Here is an 18,380-nt window from a genome sequence, read left to right as displayed (position 1 = left end):
TTCAGGCGGCGGCCAGGCGTACGCCGTCGCGGCCCTCCCGTTTCACCCGGTAGAGCGCCTGGTCGGCGCGGTGGAGGGCGTGGCCGGCGGGCTCATCCGGGTACGGGAGGGCGACGCCCACGCTGATGGTGCGGCCGATCCCGCGCGCCGCCGCGGTGAGGCGCTCGGCGACCCGGACCGCCTCCTCGGGACGGTTCACCTCGATCACCGCTGCGAATTCGTCGCCACCGGTCCGGTACAGCTCGTCGCCCTGGCGTAACGCGCCCTCCAACGCCCGCGCCAGCCCCACCAGCAGCCGGTCACCGGCCTGGTGGCCGTACGTGTCGTTGACGGTCTTGAAACCGTCCACGTCGATCGCGAGCAGGGCGGTACGCCCGGGGGTGGCCGCCGCGATCCGCTCCCCGAACGGCCCGGTGTGCCGCAACCCGGTCAGCGGGTCGGAGCTGGCCCGCTCGCGGAGCCGAGCCACGGTCCGGAGCCGGTCCAGCGCGCTTCCGGTCTGGCCGGCGAGCAACTCCAGCAGGTTGACGGTGGTCGGGTCGGGACGGAGTCGCCGCGCGTCGGCGACCAGCAGGAGCCCGGCGTCGTCTGCTGCGCCGACCGGCACCGCCACCAGCGTGCGGACCCCGGCCCGGGTCAGCGGAGCGTGGTCGTCGGTCGCCGGCGGTTCGGCTTCACCGAGGGTGTAACCGGCGCCGTAGCGGTGGGCCAGGTCGACGATCCGCCCCAGCGCCTCCGGGCCGGCCGCGGCGAGCGCAGCCCGGACCTGGGCCTCCAACTCGTCGGGCCGGTTGGTCGGCGCGCACAGCCGGGGACCCGACGGCCCGGCGAGTACCAGAACGGCGGTGGAGAGCGTCGACACCTCCCGCGCCGCCGTGCACGCCGCGTGTCGCAGCTCCCGCTCGGTGTCGGCGGCGGCCAGCGCGGCGGCGTGCCGCAACAGCTTCTCGCTCCGGGTCTCTGCCGGCGGTCCGCCGAGTGCCACGATCCGCGCGCCGAGCTGTTCCGCGAGGCGTTCGGCGGTGTCCCGCCACGCCGTCAGGTCCGCCGGTTGGTTCCAGAGCAGGTCGAGGACGCCGACCGGTCGGCCCGCCGGCCCCGGCACCGGTACGCAGACCTCACCGGTGGCGTCGGGGCGGACCGGGAGGTGATCCGGGTCCGCCCCGAGGTCGGTGATGACCGCGGGGCGACCGGTGGCGTGCACCCGACCGACGACGCCGGTAGCCGGCCCGACGGTGGAGAAGACCTGCCACGACCCGGTGGCCGCGACGCAGCGGAGCTGGTCGTGGACCTCCAGCAGCACCGAGATGGCGGCCGGGGTGGACTGGGCCAGGGCGGCGACGGTCCACTGGCACGCCTGGGTGACGGTCGACGCCATCGGCAGGCGGGCCGTGCCGGCACAGATGATTTGATCGTGATCCACTCGCATGTTGTCCCGGGTCGGAGGTGACCGGCCGCTGCCGGTGCCGGGTACCAGGGTAGCCAGCCGGTCGCTGGCACCCCGGTCTGCGCGGTACGGGCGTACCAGCGGGCTACCCACTGTTGTCGAAGCTGTGGTGTGCCGCCCGGTCGACTGGTGACGGGAGCGATGAGAGGCTGTTGTCGGTGCTGGTGGCGGTACCCGTCGCCGCCGGTGTCCGAATCCTGCCGATGGCGCGAAATGGTGGGCGTGCCTAGCCCGGATGTTCCGCGCCGGTTCCCACGAGGAGTTCCATGTCCATCCCTGGGATGCGCCGGGCCGCGATCGGCCTGACCGCGCTCGCTGTGGCCGCCTTCGGCGCGGTCGCGACCACCCCCGAAGCGGCGGACGCCGGGCGGAAGCCGGTCGACGTCACGCTGCTCGCGCTGAACGACTTCCACGGCAATCTCGAGCCGCCCGGTGGCTCCAGCGGCACGATCGAGGGCCAGCCGGCCGGCGGGGTCGAGTACCTGGCGACCCACCTGGCCGAGTTGCGTAAGGCCAGCAAGAAGAAGAACACCATCACGGTCGCCGCCGGTGACCTGATCGGTGCCTCACCGCTGCTGTCGGCGGCCTTCCACGACGAGCCGACCATCGAGGCGTTGTCGCAGGCCGGGCTCGACTACGCGAGCGTCGGCAACCACGAGTTCGACGAGGGCTCCGACGAGCTGCTGCGGATTCAGCACGGCGGCTGCCACCCGGTCGACGGCTGCGCCGACGGCACCCCGTACCGGGGCGCTGACTTCCAGTACCTCGCCGCGAACTCCTTCGTGACCGAGACCGGCGAGCCGCTGCTGCCCCCGTACGCGATCCACCGGGTGCAGGGCGTCAAGATCGGCTTTATCGGAATGACCCTCGAGGGCACGCCGGACATCGTCAGCCCGGACGGCGTCGCCGGCCTGACCTTCGCCGACGAGGCGCAGACCGCCAACCGGTACGCGCGGGAACTGCGCCGCAAGGGCGTGGAGACCATCGTGGTGCTGCTGCACGAGGGCGGTAACCAGGCCGGCGCCGGTGGCATCAACGACTGCGTCGACTTCACCGGCCCGGTGGTCGACATCGTCAACCGGATGGACCGGTCCATCGACGTCGTCGTCAGCGGGCACACCCACCAGGCGTACAACTGCGAGGTCAACAACAAGCTGGTGACCAGCGCCAGCTCGTACGGCCGGCTGATCACCGACATCGACCTGAAGATCGACCGGCGGACCGGGGACGTGCTGCGGGCCACCGCCGAGAACCTGGTGGTCACCCGGGACGTCGCCGAGGACCCGGCCCAGACCGCGCTGATCGACCGGTACCAGACCGTCCTCGGCCCGGTCGCCGGCCGGGAGGTCGGCGAGACCACCGAGGCGATCACCCGGACGCAGGAGACCCTCTTCGACACCGTTCGCGGGGAATCCCCGCTCGGGAACCTGATCGCCGACGCCCAGCTCTGGGCCACCGAGGGGGACCAGGACGCGGTCGCCGCGTTCATGAACCCGGGTGGTGTCCGGGCCGACCTCGACGCCGGCCCGGTCACCTACGGGGAGGCATTCACCACCCAGCCGTTCACCAACAACCTGGTGACCCTCGACCTCACCGGCGAGCAGCTCTACTGCCTGCTGGAGCAGCAGTTCGTCACCGAGCGGGTGCTCTACCCGTCGGCCACGGTCGGGTACGTCGTCGATCCGGCCGGCAGCACCGCCCCGGCGGACGACCCCTGCGCTGGCACGCGCGTGGTCCCCGGCAGCCTGACCTTCGCCGACGTACCGGTGGAGACCGACGGGACCTACCGGGTCACGGTGAACAACTTCCTGGCCGGCGGGGGTGACGGCTTCTCCGTCCTCACCGACGGCACCAACCCGGCCACCGGCCAGATCGACCTGGACGCGCTCGTCGCGTACCTGACCGAGACCTCGCCGGTCTCCGCCCCGGCGCTGGACCGGATCCGTACCACCGGGGAGCCTGGCCGCTGACGCCACCGCTTCCAGCGCAGACGGGCCCCGGGAACACCCGGGGCCCGTCCTCGTCTTGGCCCGGTGTTCCCCGCGATCAGGGGGTGGTGGTGGCGAGTCGGTGGTTGAGGGCGGTGTGCCGTCGGCCGGCGCCGACGGTACGGACCGCGGCGGCGAGGGCCCGGCGGGAACCGACCAGGACGACGAGCTGTTTGGCGCGGGTGACCGCGGTGTAGAGCAGGTTGCGTTGCAGCATCATCCAGGCGCTGGTGGTCAGCGGGATGACGACCGCCGGGTACTCGGAGCCCTGCGAGCGGTGGATGGTCATCGCGTAGGCGTGCGCCAGCTCGTCCAGCTCGTCGAAGTCGTAGTCGATGCTCTCGTCCTCGTCGGTGCGGACGGTCAGGGTCTGCTCCTCGGTGGAGAGCTGGGTGACGATGCCGAGGGTGCCGTTGAAGACCCCGGCCTGCCCCTTGTCATAGTTGTTGCGAATCTGGGTGACCTTGTCGCCGATGCGGAACACCCGCCCACCGGCACGTCGCTCCGGCTGCCCCTCCCGATGTGGGGTGAGTCGTTGCTGGAGCAGGGTGTTCAGCGCCCCCGAGCCGGCGGGGCCGCGGTGCATGGGGGTGAGGACCTGCACGTCCCGGCGGGGATCAAGGCGGAACTTGGCGGGGATGCGGGAGTAGGCGACATCGACGGTACGGTCGGCGGTGGCCTCCGTGTCGTCGCAGGCGAAGAGGAAGAAATCCGGCAGGCCCTGGAGCAGGGGCGGGCGGCCGGCGTTGATCCGGTGCGCGTTGGTGACGACGCCGGACTGGGCGGCCTGGCGGAAAATCTGGGTCAACCGCACCCGCGGAATGGTGGGAGCGGCGAGTAGATCGCGCAACACCTCGCCAGCGCCGACGGAGGGAAGCTGGTCGACGTCGCCGACCAGCAGCAGGTGCGCGCCGGGCGGGACGGCCTTGACGAGCTTGTTGGCCAGGATCAGGTCGAGCATGGAGGCCTCGTCCACGACCAGCAGGTCAACGTCGAGGGGGTTGTCCCGGTCGTAGGAGGCGTCCCCGCCCGGGCGGAGCTGCAACAGGCGGTGCACCGTGGCGGCGGGATGCCCGGTCAGCTCGGAGAGGCGCTTGGCGGCCCGCCCGGTCGGGGCCACCAGCGTGACCTTGGCCTTCTTGGCGGCGGCCAGCTCGACGATCGAACGGACAGTGAAGCTCTTGCCGCAGCCCGGCCCGCCGGTCAACACCGCGACCTTCGAGGTCAGCGCGAGCCGGACCGCCTGCTCCTGCTCCGGGGCGAGGTCGTTGCCGGTGCGCGTCCTCAGCCAGGTCAGCGCCTTGTCCCAGTCGACGCCCGCGAAGTGCGGCAACCGATCGGCCCCGTCGCCGAGCAGGCGGAGCAGGCTGGTGGCGAGAGACCGCTCCGCCCGGTGGAACGGCACCAGGTACACCGCCCGCACCGGCTCCGCTGGGCCGGGTGTTGCCGACGCTGGCCGATCGGCGTCGCCGCCCGGTAGCGACTCACGGACCACGCCCTCCTCGGAGACCAGGTCGTCCAGGCAGCGGGTGACGAGGTCGGCCGGCACGTCGAGGATCTTCGTCGCGTCCGCGACCAGCTCCGGTTCGGGCAGGTAACAGTGGCCGTTGTCGGTGGCCTCGGAGAGCGTGTACTGCAGGCCGGCCATGACCCGCTGCGGGCTGTCGTGCGGGATACCAACCGACTGGGCGATGGTGTCGGCGGTCTTGAAGCCGATGCCCCACACGTCGGCCGCCAGCCGGTACGGCTCCTTCGTGACCACGTCGGTGGCAGCGTCGCCGTACTGCTTGTAGATCCGTACCGCCAGCGAGGTCGAGACACCGACGCCCTGGAGGAAGACCATCACCTCTTTGATCGCCTTCTGTTCCTCCCACGCCGCGGCGATCTTCGCGGTACGTTTCGGGCCCAGCCCCGGCACCTCCACCAGCCGGGCCGGCTCCTCCTCGATGATCCGCAGCGTCTCCAGGCCGAAGTGGGCGACGATCCGTTCGGCGAACACCGGTCCGATGCCCTTCACCAAGCCCGAGCCGAGGTAGCGCTGGATGCCCTGGATCGTGGCCGGCAGGACCGTGGTGTACGAGTCGACCTCGAACTGCCGGCCGTACTTGGGATGCGAGGACCAGCGCCCGTGTAGCCGTAGGCTCTCCCCCGGCTGCGCGCCCAGCAGCGCACCCACCACCGTCAACAGATCACCACTGCGGTCGGTGGCGACCCGGGCCACGGTGTAGCCGGTCTCCTCGTTGACGTACGTGAGCCGCTCCAGCACCGCCTCGAGCGTCGCCAGGGCGGGACGGGGGGCAGCGGTCACGTCGGCCATCCTGCCGTACCCCAGCGGCGGCGCGGCGCTCCGGTCCGGGCGGGTTTCCCTACGCGAGGAGTTCGAGGCGCACGGTGGTGACGTCGCCGGCCTCGATGCTTTCCGCCGCGCGGACGGCGCGTTTGACGGGCAGCACGTAGCAGCTTCGCTGCTTGTCCGGAAAAATCGAGGTTGTCCAGGTGCTGTCACCGACCGTGACCCGGACCCGCAGCGAGCCGAAGCCACGCCGCGGCGGTCCGGACAGCTCCCGGATCTCCTCCGACAGGTCGATGGGGAGGCTGACGAAGGTCCAACTGTCGGCCCGCCGGGCACTCCAGCTCCATAGCTCGGCCTCGAAGGTGACGATCACTGGTCCAGCCTGACACGACGGTCCGACACGGCCGTGGTGCCTCGAGGGCCGCGTGGCTACTGTCGGGCCATGCCGCTGAGTTCGCACGAGGTCGAGCTGTTCGAGCACTCCAGGGCTCGGTTGGAGGCGATCGCCTACCGGCTGCTCGGCTCGGCGAGCGACGCCGAGGACGCCGTCCAGGAGACGTTTCTCCGATGGCAGGCCGCCGACCGGACGGTGGTCCGGACCCCCGGGGCGTGGCTGACGAAGGTGCTCACCAACCTCTGTCTCCACCAGCTCACCTCGGCGCGCGCCCGGCGCGAGAGGTACGTGGGCACCTGGCTGCCCGAGCCGTTACTCCCCGGGGACCCGATGCTCGGCCCGGTCGACACCGTGGAGCAGCGGGAGTCGGTCTCGATGGCGGTGCTCGTCCTGCTGGAGCGGCTCTCGGCCAACGAGCGGGTCGTGTACGTGCTCCGGGCGGCGTTCGGCTACTCGCACGCTGAGATCGCCGTGTTCCTCGACCTCACCGAGTCGAACTGCCAACAGCTCTATCGGCGGGCGAAGCAGCACATCAGCACCGGCAGGGTCCGCGCGGAGGTGGACGCGACCAGCACGCGGAAGGTTGTCGAAGAGTTCCTCGCGGCCGCCACCAGTGGGGAGGTTGGGCGGCTCGTCGAGCTCCTGACCGCGGACGCGACGAGCGTCGGCGACGGTGGTGGCAAGGTTCCGGCCCGGACCACACCGGTCGCCGGCGCGCTGGCGGTGGCGAGGTTCCTGCGCGGTCTCTTCGTTCCCACCAACGTCAAACGCGACCGGATCGGCGGTCGACCTGCGGTCTTTGCCGGCGTCGTCAATGGCGGGCCTGCGGTGCTGGTCGTGCTCGACGACCGGGTCGTCGCCGTCATGTCCCTGCACCTGACCGGGGAGGGCGTCGCGGCTATCCACACCCAGGTCAACCCCGACAAGCTTGCCCGCGCCACCCACCGCTGGTCCGCGGTCGAGCCCGGTGAACCCCTCATCGAAGCGTGGTGATTCAGCTCACGGCGAGTTCCTGTCAGCAACCGCGTCGCTGTCCGGTTCAGGAGGCAGACGCATCGAGACAGGAGTGAGACCATGAAGCACCGCATCGTCGTCCTCGGGGCCGGATACGCCGGAGCGGCTGCCGCCGGACGCCTCGCCCGGCGGCTGCATCCCGACAGCGTCGAGATCACTGTCGTCAACGCCGGGGCCGAGTTCGTGGAGCGGGTCCGGCTGCACCAGCTGGCGGCCGGACAGCGCCTCGCCCACCGCCGACTGCGCGACATCTACGCGGGTACGGGCGTGCGGCTACTCCTGGGGCGAGTCACCGCCGTTGATCTCGACCGCAGAGTCGTCGCGCTGGTGGATCAGCAGGGCGCGGACGAGATCAGCTACGACACCCTCGTCTACGCCCTCGGTAGCACCGGTACTGACCACGGGGTTCCCGGTGTCGCCGCGCACGCCTACGACATCGCCGGAAGGGAGTCCACCCTGCGGCTGCGCGATCGTCTGGTTCGCCTCGGCGCCGGCGGGAACGTTCTGGTCGTTGGAGGTGGGCTGACCGGTCTCGAGGCCGCCACCGAGATCGCCGAGGCACGGCCGGACCTCGCCGTCGCGATCGCCGCCCGCGGCGGCCTCGGTGACTGGCTGGACGGCGGGGCGCGGCGTCACCTGCGACGCGTCTGCGACCGGCTCGGTATCACCGTGCACGAGCAGACGGACATCGTCGGGGTCGACGCGGCCAGCGCGGCTACCGGCGACGCCCGAACCGTTCCGGCCCAGGTGACTGTCTGGACGGCGGGCTTCGCCGTTCACCCCATCGCCGCCGCCACGCACCTCGAGCTTGCCGAAACTGGACAGATTCGGGTGGATGCCAGTATGCGGGCGGTCTCGCACCCCGAGGTGTATGCGATCGGAGATGCCGCGTTCGCCGAGGGGCCCGGGGGCAGGCCGCTCCGGATGTCCTGTGCTACCGGGATCCCGATGGGCTGGCAGGCCGCCGATGCGATCGCCGCCCGCCTGACCGGCCGGGAGGTGCCGAAACTCGCGTTCCGCTACTACAACCAGTGCGTCAGTCTCGGCCGGCGGGACGGGCTCATCCAGTTCGTGACCGCCGATGACCAGGCCAAGGCGTCTTTCCTCGCGGGGAGGGTGGCGGCCCGGTACAAGGAGATGGTCTGCAGGGGGGCGGCCTGGAGCGTCCGCCACCCCACGCTGCTGCTGCCATCCCGTCGCCACCGCACCAGCCCGCGCGGGCAGAACGCGCTGCGGTGAGCCGCGGGGCTGGTGGCGCGTGGCTATCGGTGTGTCTGCCCGTGGACGGGTTGGATGCCGGTAGCCGTGGGATGGTCCGGTATGGCGGCGTGTTCGGGTGCGGCGGCTGGCGGACCGACCAGCTTGGTCAGTTCGGCGCTGAAGGCGTCGCCCACGGCGCGAATCTGGGCGCTGGCGCCGTCGAGTTGACTGGTGGCACCCGCGACTGCGGCGAGGATGTTCCGGGCGATGGCGGTGAGGCGTTCGACCTGTTCGCGGTCGGCGGAGTACTGCTGCCCGGCGCGGACGCGGTAGGCGTGGGCGGCTGCCTCCGCCTCGCGGCGTGCCTCGACGACGACGCGTTCGGCCTGGCCACGTGCGTCGGTCTGCATGCTGCGGGCGTGGGTCTTGGCGTCGGCGATGAGTTGGTCGGCCTGGTGCTGGGCGGTGGCCAGGATGTTGATCGCCTCGTTGGAGAAGGCGCGCTGGCTGGCGGGTTCGGTGTCGATGTTCTGGTTGCGGAAGAAGCCGCGTAGCCGATTGACTTCCGCGAGGTCGCGGGCATGGGTGTTGGTCCACCGCTGCACCTCCTCGGCCATTCGGGCGAGAAAGGCCTCCACCTCGTCCGGGCGGTAACCACGGCGCCCGAGTGCGGTTTCGCGGAACCGGTGTCCCCGGATGTGTTCCGGGGACAGCGGCCGCCATCCCCGGAGCGCGGTGTGTTGGCGGCCGAGGTCAGGCTCGTCGCCGGGATGGTTGGCTGGGTTCATCGTGCGTACACCTCGGCGCGGTCGGCCACCGTGAGGGTGGCTACGGAGTCGGGGCGGTAGGGGTCGTTGGTGCCGTCCTCGCTTCGAACCTGTTGCGGGGCGATACCAGCCTCGGCGAGGCGCTCGCGGCTGGTGGCGACCATTTCGGCTGGACCGCACACGTAGATGTCGTGCGCGTCCCAGCGGCCCATGCGTAGTGCGACATCCACGGCGTTGCCACGGTGAACACCGACGGCGTGGGCATCGTGGGACAGGGTGGGTACGACGGTCAACCAGGGCATCTGCTGCGCCATGGTCTCCAGAGCGGGCAGGTCGTACAGGTCGCCACCCGTGCGGCCGCCGACGACGAGGGTGACTCGTCGCCGGCCGCCCTCGGCGGCGAGTTGTTCGGTCAGTGCCTTCAGCGGTGCCAGACCGGTGCCGCCAGCGAGCAGTAAGAGGTCGCGGCCGGAGTCCGGGTCCAGGGTCAGGCTGTGTCCGATGGGCGCGCCGACGCGGATCTCGTCACCGTTGCGCAGCGACTGCACGATGGCGGTGGAGACCTCCCCACCCGGTACTGCCTTCACGTGTAGCTCGACCAGCCCATCGCGACGCGGAATATTCGCCGGCGAGTAGTAGCGCCAGAGGCGCAGCCGCGTCGGCACCTCGATCGCACAGGACTGGCCCGGCAGGTACCAGTAGGGCATGGGCTGGTCCACCTGCAGTCGGACCACGGCCACGTCCAGGCCCCGGCGCTCGTGTTCGACAACCAGCGCTCGCCAGTACGGGGGCTCGTTGCGGGTGGCCTCCGCCGCGGCATCACACATGACCTGCGCGACCAGGCTGTACGCCTCAGTCCATCCGGCGGCGAGGTCGGCGTCCCAGTCGGGGCCGAGGAACTGGCTGAGGGTGGCCAGTAGCGCCTCCCCAACGGGTGGGTAGTGCTCGGGACGAACGTCGAAGCGTCGGTGGTCGCGGCCGAGTCCGCGCGCGAAGGGCAGCATCACATCTGGCTGACCAACGCCAGCGACAATACGTCCGAGCGCGGTGACCAGCCGATCCCGCTGGCCCGCCATGGACGCCGGGAAGAGCTGTCGCAGCTGTGGGTTACGCGCGAACAAGGCCGCGTAGAAGTAGGTCGGCACCGCATCACCGTGCGCGACAACCCGCGCCCAGGACGCCTGTAGCCGGTCAGGATCCACTGTCACGTCGACGAGCCGGCTGGTGTGAGAGCGGAGTCGGCACTGGACGCGCCGCCGGTACGGTCGTGCATCGACTTCACTCGGCCCCCTGGGTCTGGTCCGTGGAGTGACTGGCACGGCGGTTGGGTGTAACCACGGCATCGGTTATGGTGACTTAACCGGTTTAGTGGACTTATTGCATGATACCAACTCGACTTGGCGCACACTGCCCCGAGCCCGGCGGCGCCTACGGGTGCCCCCGTCAGCCGCGGCGGGCGGCGTCGATCAGCTCGGTGACCGCGGCGGCAGCGGCGTCTGGCCGGCCGTGGCGGCGGGCAGCCTCCGCCAGGGCGTGCCGACGCTGCGCGTCGTCGAGCAACGTCAAGAGTTCGGCGCGGAGCGCAGCGCCGGTGGCATCGCCGCCGGTGAGCATCCGCGCCGCGCCGGCCGCGGCGAGGTGCCGCGCGGTCTGCCGCTGCTCGTCGCCGGAGGTCGGCACGAGTGGAATCAGGATTGCCGGTCGGCCCAACGCGGTCAGCTCGGCTACCGTGCCGGCGCCACTGCGCGCCACCACGATGTCGGCGGCGGCGAGCACATCGGGCAGTTGCCCATGGATGTAGTCCACGACCCGGTAGCGGGCCTGTAGGTGCGGCGGTAGCTGGGCGGCGAGCTGTCGCATGCGGTCCAGGCTGTACTCCCCGCACTGGTGCAGCACCTGGCAGCGTTGCAGGACATCAGGGAGGACCTCGGCGACCATCTGGTTTACCTGCACCGCGCCCTGCGCCCCGCCGGTGACGAAGACCAGTGGCAGGTGCGGCTCCAGCCCGTAGGCGGCGCGACCGGCAGCCGGGTCTCCGGTAAGCATGTCGGGGCGGACCGGGTTGCCGGTGACCACCGCCCTGGCCTGCGCTCGCTTCGACAGGTTCGGCAACGAGGAGGCGTGGCTCAGCAGCACCCGGCGGGCGACCAGGGCGAGAATCCGGTTGGCCAGGCCCAGGTTGAGGGTTTGCTCGTGCATGACCAGGGGGCGCCGGGCCAGCCAGGCGGCCAGACCGATCGGGACAGAGACGTAACCGCCGGTGGAGAGGACCACGTGCGGCCGGACCCGCAGCACGGTCGCCATGGCCTGCAGTACGCCGACCGGAATCCGGAACGCGTCGGTGATGTTGCGCCACAGTTCCTGACGGTTGGGGGACCGCCGTAACTTTCCGGTGGTGATGGCGCGGAAGGGCAGGCCCTCCTGCCGGGCGACCTTCGCCTCCAGTCCCTGCTCGACCCCGACCCAGAGAATGTCGGGCTCGGCGCCGGTTTCGGCGAGGCGGGCGCGGAGCGTGCGGATGGTCGTCAGTGCCGGGTAGGTGTGCCCCCCGGTGCCGCCGCCGGTGACGATGATTCGCAAGCCGTGGAGCTGCTGGGCACTGTAGACGGCCATGCGTTCCCCTGTGCGGTGTCCGCCCGGCTGGCATCCTTGCCGACCAGCCAGGATGGACTGGGTGGGCGTTCTGACGTTGTGGTAGATCGACTATAACGTCCGCGAACCCCGTCGCTTCGTCGCCCGCCGCGCTGCCCGCCGCCTGCTGCGTGGCCTGCCGCCTGCTGTCCGAGGGATTGTCGGGCGCGGCGGCGGGTAGGTAGTCAGGATGCAGACGTTCCTTCCGTACCCGGACTTTCTGGCCAGCGCGGCCGTGCTGGACCAACGTCGGCTCGGTAAGCAGCGGGTGGAGGCGATTCAGGTGCTGCGGGGGCTGACCCGTCCGGGCTACGGCTGGCGACACCATCCCACGGTGAAGATGTGGGCCGGCTACGAGGAGGCGCTGACGCGGTACGGGCTGGACGTGTGCGCGGTCTGGTGCGAGCCAGGTCGAGCCGACACCTGTGCCGCGACGCTGGTCACCGACTTCGCCGCCGCCCGGGGCGTACGCACCGTACGCACCCAGGCCGAGTTGGCTGAGGCCGGTGAGCTACCGCCCTGGCTGGGCCGCGACGACCTGCACCTGAGCCACCGTTCGTCGCTGTTGCGCAAGGACCCCGAGCACTATCGACCCCAGTTTGGGGACATCCCGATCGATCTGGAGTACGTCTGGCCCCGCTCAGATCGTGCCACCCGCTCGGATCGTGCCACCCGCTCGGATCGCGCCACCAGCTAGGAAGAGCCACCGGCCGGGAAGAGCCACCGGACCGTGACCGGCGTCACCGGGATGGGGCGGGGTGGCGGCTGCGTCGATATCGTCACCGCGGTGACAGGAACCGGAGGGAGAGTTGCGGTGGCGGACGCGGAACTGCTTGTCGAGGTGGCCGGTCCGGTGGCGACCGTGGTGATCCACAATCCGGCCCGGCGGAACGCGATGACCGCGACGATGTGGCGACGCCTGCCGGGGGTACTCGATCAGCTGGAGGCCGACCCGGCGGTACGGGCCCTGGTGCTCACCGGAGCCGACGACACCTTCTGCGCCGGCGCGGACCTCGGTGACCTGGACGAGTTGCTGGACGCCGGTGACGCCAGTATCGCCGTGACGGCCGAGGAGCGACTCGTCGCCTTCGCCAAGCCGACAGTCGCCGCGATTCGGGGCGCCTGCGTCGGCGGTGGGTGTCAACTCGCCGTCGCCTGCGACCTGCGGCTCGCCGCCGACGACGCGCGCTTCGGCGTACCTCCGGCCCGGCTCGGCCTGGTCTATCCGGCACCCACCACCCGCCGGCTGGCCCGACTGGTCGGGCCGTCCACGGCGAAGGCTCTGCTCTTCACCGCGGAGCTGATCGACGCCGAGCGGGCGCTCCGGGTTGGCCTGGTGGACGAGGTGCTGCCCGCCGCCGCGCTCTCGGCCCGGGTCGGTGCGGTTACCGCCGCGGTGGCCGCGCGGTCCCGGCTCAGCGTCATGGCGGCCAAGGAGATCGTCGACGGGCGGGCGGACGATGACCGGATCGCCTGGTGGCACGGGCAGGTGCGGGCCAGCGGGGAGGCTCGGGAGGGCGTGGCGGCGGCCAACGAGCGCCGACCGGCCCGCTTTCCGTGGTCCCCGCCCGAGGTGGGGCCCGGCGAAACAGGCGACACCGGGTAGCGGTGGGGTCGCCCCGGCCTCCGATCAGTGCGGTCGGGCGAGCAGGCCCCGAGGACGGATCGAGTGGATCGGCTCGGTCGCGCCGCCCTCGTCCCGCAGGATGTGGTTGGCCGCGAGGATGCCGGTGGCGGCGGAGCGCTCCATCAGCGCACTGGGGAAGTCGGTGCGAATGCCGTCGCCGGCCAGGTAGAGCCGGTCGGCGTCGGTGCGGACACCGGGCCGCCCCGCGTGGCCGCCGGGTGGGAACGCGGGCGCCCGGGCCTCCACCCGGGCCCGCAGTTCGCGGATCCGCAGCCGCCCCGCCTCCGGCCAGAGGGGCCTCAGCTCGCGCCACATCCGTTCGGCCAGCTCCTCGGCGGGCACGTCCGGTTCGCAGGCGTACGCGTGCAACTCGACCACCGCGCCGCCGTTGCGCGCAGCCCAGCGGCGGGACTCCACCTCCAGCCGGTGGTAGAGCGTCACCGAGTCCAGGGTGGGCTGCCGGGAGACCCCGCTGAAGACCGCCCGCCCGGGATCCACGTCCCCGGCACACCAGTAGCGGGCCACCGCGTACGGCGGACCGGATTGGCCGAACGCGGGCATGCGCGCTACCAGGTCGGGGGCGGCCTCGGCGAGGACGGGGGAGGCCGCTACCAGCGCGGCGAGGGCCGGTGGGTCGACGGCGAGCACGAGGTGCCGGGCCTCGTACCCGCCGGCGGTGCTCATCACCTGCCAGCCGGTGGCGTCGCGGTGCAGCTCGGTGACCGCGGCCTCGGTGATGACCCGGCCGCCGTGCTGCTCGAGGTGCCGGGTGAGGGGCTGCCAGATCGACGCCGCGTAGTCCGCGGTGGGGCAGTCGAAGGCCAGCCCCTCCGGGTTGCCAAGCAGGTAGAAGTGGAACTGGGCGATCATTTCGGCAGCGGACATCTCCGCTTCGTGGTTGAAGAACGAGTGGGAGAAGACCTCGAAGAGCATCGCTCGGGCTCGGTCCGGCAGCCGGAGTGAGGTGAGCAGGGCGTCGGCGGTGGTGTCGTCGAACTCGGCGTACGTCTGGATCGGGTCGTAGCTGAGCAGCGGCAGCGCGGCGTCCCGGTTCATCGCGCGTAGGTCCCGTAGGCGCAGGCTGGGGCTGCGGAGCAGGAGGGCGAGCAGGTTAGCTGGCGCCGCGGGTGGCAGCCGCCCGAACTCCTCGGTGGGCCAGCGCGCGGACAGGACCGGGTAGTGCGGGATCTGCCGGAGGAAGCCCAGCGTCGGGTCGACCCGGCGGAGGATGTTCCGCCAGTTGTAGTACTGGCGGAAGAAGGCATGGAACCCGTGTTCGTTGGTCCGGGTGCCGTCGGGGGAGATCTCCGGCCACGCGCCGAGTCGCCCGCCGATGGTGGGGGCGGCTTCCAGGACGGTGACCGGCACTCCCCGTTCGGCCAGCACCACCGCTGCGGACATGCCGGCGATTCCGCCGCCGACCACCACGGTGGGTGCGGGGTGGGGTACGCGCGGCGAGCCCTCACCGCCCTGCTCCACCACGCGTTCGCGGACGCCGAGCAGCCGACCCGCCAGTTGCGACAGCGTCATCGCCCCAGTTTGCCGGAGCCGGGCCCGGGTGGAGAATGGACTCGCGCTACTGATCCGTCGCAATCGTGATCAATGGGCTGCACGAGGGCCGCCGGCTGTCTACTATGCGCCACATGACGGGGCCCTTCGATCGTGCGTGGTGGACCGGGCGGCGGCTCCGAGGCAACAGCGATCCCTGGACGCACTACGTGGTCTGTGGCCACGACGCCCTGGCGTACTGGGTGGTGAGGTCGCTGCTCGGCACCGAGCCGCAGCTGACCCGGATCCGGATCACGCTGGTGGTGCCGAGGCGGCAGCGGACGGACAGCCCGGACGGTCGGGATCTCGACGGCATCGAGGTCATCCAGGCTGACCGGCTCGACGAGGTGACATTTCGCGAAGCGCGGCTGGACCGGGCCGAGGGTTTGGCGCTGCTGCACCAGGACGATGTGGGCAACATGCACGCCGCGCTCTGCGCGCAGGAGGTCCAGCCGAGCCTGCGTTTGGTGGTGCGGATGTTCAACACCAGCCTGGCCAACGGGGTGCGACAGATCTTCCCCGACTCGGCGGTGCTCTCCGATGCCGCGATGGCGGCCCCGGCCTTCGTCGCTGCCGCGCTGGGTGAGGTCGCGCCGGCGCACTTCCGACACGGCGGGCGAACCCTCTATGTGGCCCGCCGCGTCGACCTTCGCGACGAGGACGTCGTCTGCCCGGTGGCGGATACCCGCGACCCGCGGGAGGTCCGGGTCCTGCCCGCGGATGCGACCGCCGCCGACGTGGTGCTCGCCGAGGCGGCGGGTACGCCACCGGGAACCGAGGTGGCAGCACGCCGACTGCGCCGGGCCCGGCGGTGGCGCCGGCCGGTCACGATGCTGCTCCGGGCGGTCCGCGGCTTCGCCACCCGCCGGATCGGCACCGCCGTGTTGGCGCTGCTGGCGGTGATCGTCGTGCTCGGCGGCCTCTACGCCAGCACCGCCGAGGTGAGCTGGGGGGAGGCGCTCTACCTGACCCTGGTCACCGCCCTGAGCGGGCAGGACCCGGACGCCGCCAAGCCGGTCGGCGAACAGGTCCTCCAGGTGGTCCTCAACCTCTCCGGGCTGGCACTGATCCCGTTGATCACCGCCGTGGTGGTGGACGGCCTCGTCAACGCCCGGCTGGCGCTGCACTCCGGGCGGCCCCTGACCGACCGTTCCGGGCACGTGGTCGTGGTCGGCCTCGGCAACATCGGGATGCGGGTGACCGCGCAACTCCGCGATTTCGGTGTCGAGGTGGTCGCCATTGACAAGAACCCGGATGCGCGGGGCGCCGAGCTGGCCCGGCAGCTCGGCGTGCCGGTGGTGGTGGGGGACGCCTCCGCCGAGGAGATCCTGCGCGCGGCCTCGGTCGCTACCAGCCAGGCCCTCGTCGTGGTCTCCACCGACGACGGGGTGAACCTGCGGGCCGCGCTGACCGCCCGTTCGCTCAACGACGATGTTCAGGTGGTGCTGCGGCTCTTCGATGGGCACTTCGCCGAGCGCGTCCAGCGGTCCTTCGGTATCGGCGTCTCGCGGAGCGTGTCGTACCTGGCGGCGCCGTCGTTCGCTGGTGCCCTGCTGGACCGTGCCGTCATCGCCACCATCTCGGTCGGCCGGCACGCCCTGTTGGTCACCGAGGTCCCGGTCGCCGCCGGCTCCTCGCTCGAGGGTCAGCCGCTCGCCGCCGTCGGCCGTGCGGGAAGCGTCCGGCTCCTCGCCCATGCCCGCTCCGGCCAGCGGTACGAGTGGGAGTTCGACCACCGGCTAGTGATCATGGCCGGGGACCGCTTGACCGTGGTTGCCCGTCGGGCCGGGCTGAATGCCCTGCTCCGTGCGACCGGCCCTCTCGATTCAGAGGTTTCCGGACCCCCGGCCGGCTCGTCCCCGGGGGCCGTGACGCCACCGGCCGGCTTCTCCCCGGGGGCCGTGACGCCACCGGCCGGCTCGTCCCCGGAGGCCGTGACGCCACCGGCCGGCTTCTCCCCGGGGGCCGTGACGCCACCGGCCGGCTCGTCCCCGGAGGCCGTGACGCCCCCGGCCGGCTCCTCCCCGGAGGCCGCGATGCCCCCGGGGGGCCCGCCACTGCCCCGGGCGGGGGAGCAGGACGGTTCGGTTAATCAGCAATCCGACTCTGCCGACTAACCCAGGTCCCGGAAGGCGCCAGCACCAGGGGAGCGGCCCCCAGCTTCCATGCGGCTGGCCGGGACCAGTGTTGTTCGGTCACCGTTCGGCCGGTCAGGAGGGGGCGCCGCTGAGGACCTCGACCGCACCGGTGTCGAGGGAGTAGTAGGCGCCGACGATGGCGAGGTCCTGCTTCGTCACGAGCGGGGCGAGTTCCGGGTTGGAGCGCAACTCGTTCGCGGCCAACTCGATCTGGGCGCGGACCATGGCATCGATCGGGTCGTCACCCCCCGCCTCAGCTACCTGTTCGTACGCCGGCTGCAGGGCCGCGACGATCTCCGCCAGGTTGCCGGGCGGCGTTTCGCCGTCACTGAGGGAGGCGTACGCCGCCTTGATGGCGCCGCAACGTTGATGACCGAGGACCACGATGAGCGGAGTGCCGTTGGCCAGCGGCCCGTATTCGACAGAACCGGTGACCACCGGGCCAACCGCCTCGCCGCCGGTGCGGGTCACGAAGAGGTCGCCCAGGCCGACGTCGAAGATGAGTTCCGGTGGCACCCGCGAGTCGATGCAGGAGAGGACCGCCGCGAAGGGCTTCTGCTCCTGGGCTACGGCCTGACGCCGGGCCGGGTCCCGGTGGGGGGCCTGCGGCTTGCCCTGTACCCACCGCTGGTTGCCCTCCATCAGCCGCTCGAGTGCTGCCTTGGGCGTGGTGGGGGTGGCGGGCGGCGTTTGGGGCGCTGCGCTGGTCGTTGACGGCTGTGCCTCCGTCGAGGAGCAGCCCGCGAGCGCGGCCACGGTGCCGACCAGCGCGCCGGAGAGCAACGCCCGCCGATTCGGGCGTACAACTCTATTCATTGATTTCCCCTGAACTGGTTTATAGCCATACTCTCACCTTTAGCGGTCGAATTATACGTCGAAGCCCTCAGAGGGGGACAAGCAGGCGTATTCTCGGTGGTCCCACGGGCGGCAGGTGGTGGGGTGCTCAGCGCCGCCACGGACCGCAGGTGCGAGGGCGGCCCGCCGCTCGCAGGCCAGATGCGTCTTGGTGCTCAGACCGCTGCGGAATCGTCCGAGGGCGTGGTCGGCGGGCTCGTCGTGCAGACCACCGGGTGGCTCTTTCTGCCCGTGGCGTCGGTACGGGCGCCGGCGGCGTGTTGGTGCGCACGGCTGGTCATCGAGCCCACGCTGACCGTCCACGTGCGAGCCGCTAACCGGGCGATGACACCGCCCGGTTAGCGGCACCGTTAGCGGGTTCGGTCAGGCCGACATGGATGCTCCTCAGGGCCTGTGTGTTGGTCGGCGTCGGTGGGTGGCAAGGGTCAGGGCTGCGCCGGTGAGGGTGAGCAGGATTCCGGCGGTGAGGATGGTGGGC

14 protein-coding genes and 1 pseudogene are annotated in these 18,380 nt (G+C 71.4%); 6 read left to right on the top strand and 9 right to left on the bottom strand.

Features of this window, described 5'->3' with window-relative positions:
- Window position 1: 1 nt before the first annotated feature.
- The gene (locus H0524_RS01960) at window positions 2-1,423 is read right to left on the bottom strand and encodes a diguanylate cyclase (RefSeq protein WP_180197582.1); all 1,422 of its coding nucleotides are present in this window, start codon (window positions 1,421-1,423) and stop codon (window positions 2-4) included.
- 290 nt (window positions 1,424-1,713) lie between these two features.
- Between H0524_RS01960 and H0524_RS01955 the strand changes: the two genes are divergently transcribed.
- The gene (locus H0524_RS01955; protein ID WP_180197146.1) at window positions 1,714-3,417 is read left to right on the top strand and encodes a bifunctional UDP-sugar hydrolase/5'-nucleotidase; all 1,704 of its coding nucleotides are present in this window, start codon (window positions 1,714-1,716) and stop codon (window positions 3,415-3,417) included.
- A 76-nt stretch (window positions 3,418-3,493) separates the two neighbouring features.
- Here the strand turns inward: H0524_RS01955 and H0524_RS01950 are convergent, their stop codons facing one another.
- Together H0524_RS01950 and H0524_RS01945 are read right to left on the bottom strand one after the other, a co-directional pair.
- Entirely contained in the window at window positions 3,494-5,752 is a 2,259-nt protein-coding gene (locus tag H0524_RS01950; RefSeq protein WP_180197145.1) for an ATP-dependent RecD-like DNA helicase, read from the bottom strand.
- A 49-nt stretch (window positions 5,753-5,801) separates the two neighbouring features.
- The gene (locus tag H0524_RS01945; protein WP_180197144.1) at window positions 5,802-6,101 is read right to left on the bottom strand and encodes a DUF1905 domain-containing protein; all 300 of its coding nucleotides are present in this window, start codon (window positions 6,099-6,101) and stop codon (window positions 5,802-5,804) included.
- Window positions 6,102-6,170: 69 nt separating this feature from the next.
- On the opposite strand from H0524_RS01945, the gene sigJ reads away from it, so the two are divergent.
- Window positions 6,171-7,115: an RNA polymerase sigma factor SigJ gene (gene sigJ, locus H0524_RS01940; RefSeq protein ID WP_180197143.1), complete on the top strand. Its 945-nt coding sequence runs from the start codon at window positions 6,171-6,173 to the stop codon at window positions 7,113-7,115.
- An 81-nt stretch (window positions 7,116-7,196) separates the two neighbouring features.
- Entirely contained in the window at window positions 7,197-8,375 is a 1,179-nt protein-coding gene (locus H0524_RS01935) for an NAD(P)/FAD-dependent oxidoreductase (protein ID WP_180197142.1), read from the top strand.
- Between the two features lie 23 nt (window positions 8,376-8,398).
- On the opposite strand, the gene H0524_RS01930 is transcribed toward H0524_RS01935, so the two are convergent.
- The 3 genes from H0524_RS01930 to H0524_RS01920 form a co-directional block, all read right to left on the bottom strand.
- Window positions 8,399-9,124 carry a DivIVA domain-containing protein gene (locus H0524_RS01930; RefSeq protein WP_180197141.1) on the bottom strand — a complete coding sequence of 242 codons (726 nt, stop codon included), beginning with the start codon at window positions 9,122-9,124 and terminating at the stop codon, window positions 8,399-8,401.
- The gene (locus H0524_RS01925; RefSeq protein WP_180197140.1) at window positions 9,121-10,311 is read right to left on the bottom strand and encodes a globin domain-containing protein; all 1,191 of its coding nucleotides are present in this window, start codon (window positions 10,309-10,311) and stop codon (window positions 9,121-9,123) included. The genes H0524_RS01930 and H0524_RS01925 overlap by 4 nt, the downstream gene beginning before the upstream one ends.
- 235 nt (window positions 10,312-10,546) lie before the next feature.
- Window positions 10,547-11,716, bottom strand: coding sequence for a glycosyltransferase (locus H0524_RS01920; RefSeq protein ID WP_180197139.1), 1,170 nt, complete (start codon window positions 11,714-11,716; stop codon window positions 10,547-10,549).
- A 208-nt stretch (window positions 11,717-11,924) separates the two neighbouring features.
- Here H0524_RS01920 and H0524_RS01915 point away from each other — a divergent pair, with 208 nt between their 5' ends.
- Window positions 11,925-12,431, top strand: coding sequence for an MSMEG_6728 family protein (locus H0524_RS01915; RefSeq protein WP_180197138.1), 507 nt, complete (start codon window positions 11,925-11,927; stop codon window positions 12,429-12,431).
- Between the two features lie 51 nt (window positions 12,432-12,482).
- Window positions 12,483-13,340, top strand: coding sequence for an enoyl-CoA hydratase/isomerase family protein (locus H0524_RS01910; RefSeq protein WP_180197581.1), 858 nt, complete (start codon window positions 12,483-12,485; stop codon window positions 13,338-13,340).
- A 24-nt stretch (window positions 13,341-13,364) separates the two neighbouring features.
- Here the strand turns inward: H0524_RS01910 and H0524_RS01905 are convergent, their stop codons facing one another.
- Window positions 13,365-14,891, bottom strand: a complete 1,527-nt coding sequence (locus tag H0524_RS01905) for an FAD-dependent oxidoreductase (protein WP_180197137.1) — start codon at window positions 14,889-14,891, stop codon at window positions 13,365-13,367.
- Window positions 14,892-14,995: 104 nt separating this feature from the next.
- On the opposite strand from H0524_RS01905, the gene H0524_RS01900 reads away from it, so the two are divergent.
- On the top strand, window positions 14,996-17,026 hold the full coding sequence (locus H0524_RS01900; protein WP_375371984.1) for an NAD-binding protein: 2,031 nt from the start codon (window positions 14,996-14,998) through the stop codon (window positions 17,024-17,026).
- A gap of 93 nt (window positions 17,027-17,119) precedes the next feature.
- Here H0524_RS01900 and H0524_RS01895 read toward each other — a convergent pair whose 3' ends face one another.
- A complete protein-coding gene (locus tag H0524_RS01895; protein ID WP_218941338.1) occupies window positions 17,120-17,689 on the bottom strand; it encodes a carbonic anhydrase in 570 nt (189 codons plus the stop codon).
- Between the two features lie 306 nt (window positions 17,690-17,995).
- Window positions 17,996-18,207: pseudogene (locus H0524_RS24405) on the bottom strand (IS5/IS1182 family transposase); the annotation flags it as partial.
- Window positions 18,208-18,380 lie beyond the last annotated feature (173 nt).

Origin of the sequence: Salinispora sp. H7-4 (genome assembly GCF_013416675.1) — a bacterium.
In the GTDB taxonomy this organism is placed as follows: Bacteria; Actinomycetota; Actinomycetes; order Mycobacteriales; family Micromonosporaceae; genus Micromonospora; species Micromonospora vitiensis.
Note: the sequence above shows the minus strand (reverse complement) of the source record. Positions and strands in the feature narration are given on the sequence as shown.

What these genes read in the sequence shown, in the direction of transcription:
- H0524_RS01955 (WP_180197146.1), top strand. Translation starts at nt 1,714, where the DNA reads ATGTCCATCCCTGGGATGCGCCGGGCCGCGATCGGCCTGACCGCGCTC.
- H0524_RS01935 (WP_180197142.1), top strand. Translation starts at nt 7,197, where the DNA reads ATGAAGCACCGCATCGTCGTCCTCGGGGCCGGATACGCCGGAGCGGCT.
- H0524_RS01900 (WP_375371984.1), top strand. Translation starts at nt 14,996, where the DNA reads ATGCGCCACATGACGGGGCCCTTCGATCGTGCGTGGTGGACCGGGCGG.
- H0524_RS01905 (WP_180197137.1), bottom strand. Translation starts at nt 14,891, where the DNA reads ATGACGCTGTCGCAACTGGCGGGTCGGCTGCTCGGCGTCCGCGAACGC.
- H0524_RS01910 (WP_180197581.1), top strand. Translation starts at nt 12,483, where the DNA reads ATGGGGCGGGGTGGCGGCTGCGTCGATATCGTCACCGCGGTGACAGGA.
- H0524_RS01895 (WP_218941338.1), bottom strand. Translation starts at nt 17,689, where the DNA reads ATGGAGGGCAACCAGCGGTGGGTACAGGGCAAGCCGCAGGCCCCCCAC.
- sigJ (WP_180197143.1), top strand. Translation starts at nt 6,171, where the DNA reads ATGCCGCTGAGTTCGCACGAGGTCGAGCTGTTCGAGCACTCCAGGGCT.
- H0524_RS01920 (WP_180197139.1), bottom strand. Translation starts at nt 11,716, where the DNA reads ATGGCCGTCTACAGTGCCCAGCAGCTCCACGGCTTGCGAATCATCGTC.
- H0524_RS01930 (WP_180197141.1), bottom strand. Translation starts at nt 9,124, where the DNA reads ATGAACCCAGCCAACCATCCCGGCGACGAGCCTGACCTCGGCCGCCAA.
- H0524_RS01915 (WP_180197138.1), top strand. Translation starts at nt 11,925, where the DNA reads ATGCAGACGTTCCTTCCGTACCCGGACTTTCTGGCCAGCGCGGCCGTG.
- H0524_RS01950 (WP_180197145.1), bottom strand. Translation starts at nt 5,752, where the DNA reads ATGGCCGACGTGACCGCTGCCCCCCGTCCCGCCCTGGCGACGCTCGAG.